This is a genomic window from Psychrobacter sp. (assembly GCF_035469765.1).
Lineage (GTDB): Bacteria > Pseudomonadota > Gammaproteobacteria > Pseudomonadales > Moraxellaceae > Psychrobacter.
The window spans coordinates 1-7,674 of record NZ_DATIRM010000382.1; the positions used below are offsets into that span (position 1 = coordinate 1).

Consider the following 7,674-nt stretch of genomic DNA (forward strand, 5'->3'; position numbering starts at 1 on the left):
AACACCTTGGGCAATATATTCATGGGAATTGCAAAACGATCGAAAAGCGTCTCTGACCTCGCCAGCTTATGAATATCAAACAGCACCGTACGAGAGGCATTGGTCACATCGATGAAATGCTCCCCGCCTGTTAATTTATAGATTAGCCAACTATCAATGGTGCCAACCGCTATCTCACCTTTGCTGGCACGCACGCTAAGTTTGGGGTTATTTTCGAGCAGCCAAGCAATCTTACTGGCACTGAAGTACGGGTCTAACCGCAAGCCTGTGATGCGTTGTACTTCGTGTGCCATATCATATTGAGGGTCACTTTTATTGACGCCTTGATTGACACGCTCATTCATGCTGTTATCAGCACTTTCAGCAGCGAGGGTCTTGCAGTAGTTTGCTGTCCGTCTATCCTGCCAAATAATAGCGGGTGCCAATGGTTTGCCTGTTTGCTTGTCCCACATTACGATAGATTCGCGTTGATTGGTAATCGCGATACTAGTGACATCGGTAGCGAGCAAACCTGCCCGATTGATAACATCATGCGCGCAGCTGATCTGGGTTTGCCAAATTTGCTGCGCGTCTTGCTCAACAAATCCAGCGCTTGGTGTTTTTAGAGTCGTTGGCTGTTGCACCATCTTAATAGGACGCGCGTGATCATCGTACAATATTGCTCGACTCGATGTTGTTCCTTGATCCAAAGCCAAAATATATCCTGCCATTGCGCGCACCCTCTGCTGATATGATTTATTCTATTTAATGACAATCCAGTGACTATTCATTATTTACTGTTTGTTGATCACTGTGTATTTTATTAATTGCTGACTAAATTCTTTAATAATAAGACTAAAAAATAAAAATTATTTGAATCTAAATCGCTTAAATTTAAAACTTCCTATTCGCTATGATATTACTTATAAACGAATATTTAAGAATTAAGTCAAGCCTCTATCATACCGCTACTGCCCACACAATAGAAAACGGCAAAATACTGAGCATTGACCCGTCACCATTGTGGCTCTACAGTGTACGCCTTATTGTGAATGACGGATTTTTAGCGCTTTTACATTTCAAATCGCTTTTGCGTTTAAATACAAATGATTTATTTCAGCATCATTTATTCGCTTACTAGAAAATAGTCTATAATAGTGTAAATGTAATGGCTCTATATTCTGAGCGATGAAATCTATTGATGCTGTACGTTATTTTATAATACCTTACATTCTAATTAATGGCTTATGTGACTTATGAAATTCACTTTATCAGCGCTACCGACTGCTATGATGACCGTTGCACTCATGAGCGTGCCTGTCGTGACTTACGCTAGCACTGACATAGGGAGCATACAATCACAAAATAATGTGCCACCCGTGACTGTGACACAAATTGTGGACGCTGATGGTCAGATTAACAATAATAAGATAGCCATAGCACCCAGTCATACGTTAGCAGATACTCATGCTGAACAAAGAACATTAACCACGCTTATCGACCCTATCACACACAAAGCGATTGATAACAGCTATCCATTAGAAGTCTCGAGCTTTTTAAGTCTAGAACAAGCGCAAAAGCTTTTAGTCCAAGTATCACCCAAAATGGCTGCCAATCAAGCAGCCATCGCCGCTAGCGAATACCAAACTGACGCTCTCAAAACCATCGACAACCCGCTAGTGTTTGCTCGAGTATCAGCCAGTGCTTACCATCTAGATCAGGATATAGACTTATCCTCTCTCAGAAACGGTATTATTAATGAAGTAAATAGCAGCGTCGACAATGTGGTTCCTCCTATTGCAAATCTGCCAGATTTACCAAACTTTGGTGAATTGGTCGGTACGCGGATTCCGGATTCTTATGATCTCAAGCGTTCAGGAGCAACAGCGGGCGCAGGTATTGGTGTGGTCTGGCCCATTTATACTGCTGGTCGTACAGATGCATTGACTGGCGCCTCAAATGCGCGCACCCAAGAAGCTGTGGCAGATAGCATACTTGATAAGAACGAGCTTTATAACACGTTAATTGAGCGCTATTTTAAGGCGCAATTAGCGATTATTGCCGCTTACTTGCGTGAAGACGCTTACAACACATTGCAGCAGACCGACCATATGGCAGAGCGCCTATTTGAAGAAGGCTTTATCTCGCGCGTCGATAGATTAGAAGCACAATCTGCTCTTGCTGATGCCAAAAGTGAATCCGTCAATGCCAATAATGACGCTCGCCTAGCCATGATTGCGCTACAACGACTGCTACGTACTGACTACCGCATTAAACCGACTACGCCTTTGTTTGTCTCTAGTCGCCCCCTACCAGATGTGAGCTATTTCCAAGATTTGGCACTGAATAATCATCCAGGATTACAAAAGGTCGCAGCCAAGCGCGCACAGGCTCAGCAGTTGCACGCGCTATCGGATACTGGCTACAAACCGACGGTCTTGCTATATGGTTATGGCCAACTTGAAAAAGACCCTAGCTGGGTCGCCGGTATATCTGCCAGTTGGAAGCTATGGGGCGGGCTTGATAAAACTGCATCACTGGCTTCAAGTAATGCTCAAATACGTCAAGCCGATCTCTCTGAGATTAACGTCAGTGACAACCTGCTACTGCTGGTAGAAAAAAACTGGCACGATGTCAATAATGCCCAATCACGCTATCAAGCATTGCAAAGCAATGTTGATTTGGCCGCAGAAGTTTTGCGATTGCGGCGCTTAGGATTACAAGAAGGCGTGAATACTACGGTCGATGTGGTACAAGCACAAACGCAATCACTTAAAGCACGTACTGAGCAAGCACAAGCTGCCAACAGCTATGTACAGTCATTGGCTGCCCTCATGCAAAGCTGCGGTACGCCACTTGCTTTTAATGCCTATCTCAATGCTGCCGATATTCGGCTACCCACTTTATATGAAAAATAACATCGACTATTTATCGTCTTAACATATATCAGACGACAAACGATTTATTTTGCTTATTACCGACTTTATTGCTTTAGGAACCTCACTGTCATGACTGAATCTACCAACGAATCAGGCGACTCGCGCAAACTAAACGACTCAAACTCATCGGCTGAATCAATTAATACTAATGATAATTCTGCGCCCATCGATGCTGCAGTCGATGCAAATGATACTGATGCGTCTAAGGCTGATATTAATAGCAGCACTGATACCGATATTGAGCCCGAGCAAACGCTGCCAAGCTATAAGCGCCAGTCAGAACAAAACGACAAATCAGCAAAGATCAAAAAGATGATTTTGGCGCTGGTGATTTTAGTTATTTTGGGTGTGATTGCTTATGGCTTATATAAGAGCACTCAGAATAGCGAGCCGAAAATCATTACCCTACAAGGGCAGATGCAAATGCAGCAAACGTCTATCGCGGCAAAAGTACCGGGGCGTATTGCAAAAATATTGGTCACAGAAGGTGATGCAGTAACGGTCGGTCAGCAGCTAATTGAGATGGACTCGCCTGAGATTAACGCCAAGATCAATCAAGCGCGTGCCGGCAAGCAAATCGCGCAAAGTCAATTGGATAAAGCAGAAAATGGTGCGCGTCCGCAAGAAATCGCTCAAGCAAAAGCCGCTTGGCAAGCCAATAAAGCCGCGTCTGATTTAGCAGAAAACACCTATCAGCGCGTCAATCGTCTCTACGAAGAAGGATTGATGGCACGGCAAAAGCGCGATGAGGCTTATGCCCAATATCTTGCCACTCAAGATCAAACCGAAGCGGCACGCTTACAGTATGAGCTAGCCATGGAAGGCACACGCAGCGAAGATAAGTCAGCAGCAACCGCACAAGTTGCGCAAGTCGATGCGCAATTAGAGGAAGCTTTGGTAGCAAAAGAGGAAGCCAACTTAAAAAGCCCAATCTCTGGTGTCGTGGACAATGTCATCGTCAATGCAGGCGAAGTCATTGGTCAAGGAGTACCTTTATTAACCTTAGTCAATACCAATGACCAATGGGTCGTCTTAAATGTCACGGAAACCTACTTGAATCAGTTTGCGATTGGTCAACGATTTATGGGTACTATCCCCGCTTTATCATCACCTGAAAAACCTTATACTAAGCAATTTACCGTCTATGCTACCTCAACCTTGTCTGACTTTGCCACCTGGCGACCGACCAATAATGATGATGGTTTTGATGTTCGTACCTTTGAGGTCAAAGCCCGACCAACTGCCCCAGATAGACGCATTCGCTCAGGTATGAGCGTGATTGTGCGTCTTAATCCTGCCCTCGCCAATCAGAACCAAGAGTAAGCCATGCGCCTGATTAAGCTAAGTGGGCTAGCTAATGCTTTCTTACGCAGTGCGGCTTACGAGCGGCGGTTTTTAGCCAAAAATCCGTGGGACTTGGCGATGGTGGTTTGGATACCGCTGACTACCGTGCTACTGATTTGGTGGATTTTTTCACAAATACAAATCACTGATTTGCCCATAGGAGTGATTGATAACGACCGTGGACCTGTCGCCAACACGGCTGTACGTTATTTGGAAGCCAACCCCAATTTGACGGTAAAACAGCTGTATCACTCATCTGCTGCAGCAAAAGCCGCTATCTTGCAACGCGATATTTATGCCGTGGTCATTATCCCTGAGGATTTCTCTCGCAATATCTCATCTAATAAACCTGCTCCTATTGTCTTACAGGTTAATGCCCAGTACGGTACTCACTCTGGCATTATCCAAACCAGTGTGCAATCTGTCATCGGTACCTTATCAGCAGGCGTTGAGATGAAGCGCTTGGTCAAACAAGGTATGGCACCATCGCAAGCGGCGATTGCTTACTCTCCTATTAGCATTCAACGCATCAGCTTATTTAATGCCACGACTGATTATCAGCAGTTTTTAGCATCGACGGTCATTCCTGCGTTGCTACATATCTTGGCAATGGTTATTGGTGCAACGACAATCGGTCGTGAATTGCGTGATAAGCGCATCGGTCGTTGGTATCGTTTTATTGATAGCAGTCGTGCTCATTTAACATTACCGTCTAACGATAATCACCCTAATAATGACAGCGAGACTAGCCCATCAAATAATGTGTCATACAGCCAACACCAAGCACCAGAAAAAGTAAGCATTTTGGTATTAATATTTGGCTTATTGGGCAAATACTTTTGGCCGCTACTGGCTTATAGTATTTGGTCGATACTGGCTTTATGGCTTGCCGCGCCGCAACAATTGATTGCTACCAGCGCTCTTATCATCACCTATGTGAGCCTTGTGTTACTGATGATGCTGTCTTTTTGGCTTGGCGCTATATTTACCTTAAGTTCATTCTCATTACGTATGGGTTTATCGGCGACGGCGTTTATCTCAGCACCTTCTTACGCCTTCGCTGGAGTGACGTTTCCTTATATCGCTATCAGTGAGAACGCTCAGCATTGGTCAGATGTATTGCCGCTTACTCATTATCTTAAGCTGCATATTTCACAGTTACAGATGCAAGCGCCTGTCATCATATCCTTACCGATTGTTTATGGGCTGACAGTAGCGACGCTCGTTACGCTATATTTAACGGCTTTATTAAGTAAACGCGCATTAGCGCATCCTGAACGCTGGGGAGCACGCTGATGTCATCCGAACCAAATCATAAACCTTCTACTGCAACCTTCGTACCAGAAGAAACTCTAGCATCAGCAAACTTCTTTGGTAGTTTTTTACAAACGATAAAAGACGTGTTTTCTGATAAAGGTGTGCTGTTACTGCTGATGATTGCGCCGATTATTTATGGCTTCTTTTATCCTTGGCCTTATTCGACCGAAGTGGTCAATCACGTGCCTGTTGGCATTGTTGATAAAGACAATAGCCCTTTGTCCCAAACCATCGTTCGCTATGCCAGTGCCAGCCCGCAACTAGATACAAAACGCTTTTTAAATGAGCAGCAAGCAATTGATGCCATGTGGGCGGATGACATTGCAGGTTATATGATTATTCCAAGCGGACTTGAACAGCAAGTATTGTCAGGCAAAGCCGCTAGCGTCAGCGTTCTTGGTAATGGCGGTTATTTTCTATTAAATAAAAACGTGCAAATGGGATTCTTACAAGCCGTTAGTAGCGTATCAGCAGGTATTGAGGTGAAGAAAAACGTAGCGCAAGGGGCGTATCTAGCCACTGCCGCTGCTAATACTCAAGCAGTACCGCTAAAGATTATGCCTTTATACAATCAAACTGAAGGTTATGGCGCTTACGTCGTGCCAGCGGTGTCTATTCTTATCTTGCAGCAAACGCTTTTAATGTCAACAGCGATGCTGATTGGTACGTGGTATGAGCAACGACGCCATAGAACCAATATTCGTGGCTGGCTTGGGCGTATTGCCGCGCTAAGTATGTTTAGCTTTGTGATTGGCTGCTTTTATTACGGTTGGGCATTTGAGCTTCATGACTATCCACGCGGACAAAACATGCTCGGCAGTTTACTATTCTTGCTGCTATTTTGTCCCACAGTTGCAACGCTTGGCTGCGTACTTGGATTATGGTTTCGCCAGCGTGAGCGCAGTATGCAAATTTTAATTTTTAGCTCATTACCGATGTTTTTCGTCAGCGGTTATCCGTGGCCTGCACATCAGCTTCCTGAATTTTTGCAGATTATTCGCTGGTTATTGCCTACGACGCCTGGCATCAATACTTCTGTCCAATTAAATCAAATGGGCGCCAGTATTGCGCAAGTAGCAACAGGGTTTTATGCGCTGGCAGGATTGTGGTTGTTTTACTTTATTCTACTGCTACTATTCCGCTGGCTAACGTCAGAGCGTAAAAGCGCTTATTAAAGTAAATAATAGATAGTCCTTTCAGAGTAAAATAGACTCGCCTTTAGTGACGGGTTATCGCTATTATAAATATAGTCGGTGAAAAGTAATATCGATACAACACGTATTGCTGGTGCAAATTTTTCTTGCTTGCTGTGCCTACGCAGACAGAGGCTGCAAAAAATTTACACCAGCAATACTGTAGCGACTTTAAAATATTTCAACTATAGCTAAAATAAGTTCAGCTAACATTGCTTGAGCATCAATCGTTTTGTCTGTGGGTGGCGAGCAGCGCGCTTACATCATGATTTTGCATGGCTTTGGCACCGCGAGAGACGGTTGCGATACCGACGCCCAACTGCTCAGATATGTCACGTTGGGTAACGCCGCGCTCTAATAAATCAAAAATACGAATACGATTGGCAATCTCGTGTCGCTCTTTATCCGTTAGCAGCGCCGTTAATAGCTCATTGATATCATTACCGTCATGGCAATGAGCTAAATACGTCAGCAAGCTACGATAAGGGTTAGTACTCATAATATTCAATCTTTATAAAAAGGATAGATTAACAGCGATTGTTGTTTCAGTATTCTAGTACAGTAGTACAAAAAAAACAAGTAAAGTGATTGAATGTTTTATAGTCAGGGAAAAGCAATATCGATACATAACGTACTGCTGATATCAATTTTTCTTGCTTGCTGTGCCTGCGCAGACAGAGGCTGCAAAAAATTAATTCCAGTCCCGCTGTATCGTTTTTATACTGAATTGAATTTTTTTAAAACAGAGCTTTAATCAAGCAATGCTAAAACATCCATCACTCTACTTGTTTTTTTTGTACTACTGTACTAGAATGCTGAAACAACAATCGCTGTTAATCTATCCTTTTTATAAAGATTGAATATTATGAGTACTAACCCTTATCGTAGCTTGCTGACGTATT

At 43.7% G+C, this 7,674-nt stretch carries 6 protein-coding genes; 4 read left to right on the top strand and 2 right to left on the bottom strand.

Annotated features, from left to right (window positions below; all coding sequences use genetic code 11):
• Positions 1-710: FGGY family carbohydrate kinase (locus VLN09_RS10630; RefSeq protein ID WP_325246339.1), on the bottom strand; the 710-nt coding region annotated here is incomplete at its 3' end.
• A 525-nt stretch (positions 711-1,235) separates the two neighbouring features.
• Here VLN09_RS10630 and VLN09_RS10635 point away from each other — a divergent pair.
• The 4 genes from VLN09_RS10635 (at position 1,236) to VLN09_RS10650 (ending at position 6,754) form a co-directional block, all read left to right on the top strand.
• A complete protein-coding gene (locus VLN09_RS10635) occupies positions 1,236-2,897 on the top strand; it encodes a TolC family protein (protein ID WP_325246341.1) in 1,662 nt (553 codons plus the stop codon).
• A 90-nt stretch (positions 2,898-2,987) separates the two neighbouring features.
• The gene (locus VLN09_RS10640; RefSeq protein ID WP_325246343.1) at positions 2,988-4,241 is read left to right on the top strand and encodes an HlyD family secretion protein; all 1,254 of its coding nucleotides are present in this window, start codon (positions 2,988-2,990) and stop codon (positions 4,239-4,241) included.
• 3 nt (positions 4,242-4,244) lie between these two features.
• Entirely contained in the window at positions 4,245-5,558 is a 1,314-nt protein-coding gene (locus tag VLN09_RS10645; RefSeq protein ID WP_325246345.1) for an ABC transporter permease, read from the top strand.
• Positions 5,558-6,754 carry an ABC transporter permease gene (locus VLN09_RS10650; protein ID WP_325246347.1) on the top strand — a complete coding sequence of 399 codons (1,197 nt, stop codon included), beginning with the start codon at positions 5,558-5,560 and terminating at the stop codon, positions 6,752-6,754. Before VLN09_RS10645 ends, VLN09_RS10650 begins: the two co-directional genes overlap by 1 nt.
• Before the next feature lie 241 nt (positions 6,755-6,995).
• On the opposite strand, the gene VLN09_RS10655 is transcribed toward VLN09_RS10650, so the two are convergent.
• Positions 6,996-7,271, bottom strand: a complete 276-nt coding sequence (locus tag VLN09_RS10655) for a Trp family transcriptional regulator (protein ID WP_325246349.1) — start codon at positions 7,269-7,271, stop codon at positions 6,996-6,998.
• Positions 7,272-7,674 lie beyond the last annotated feature (403 nt).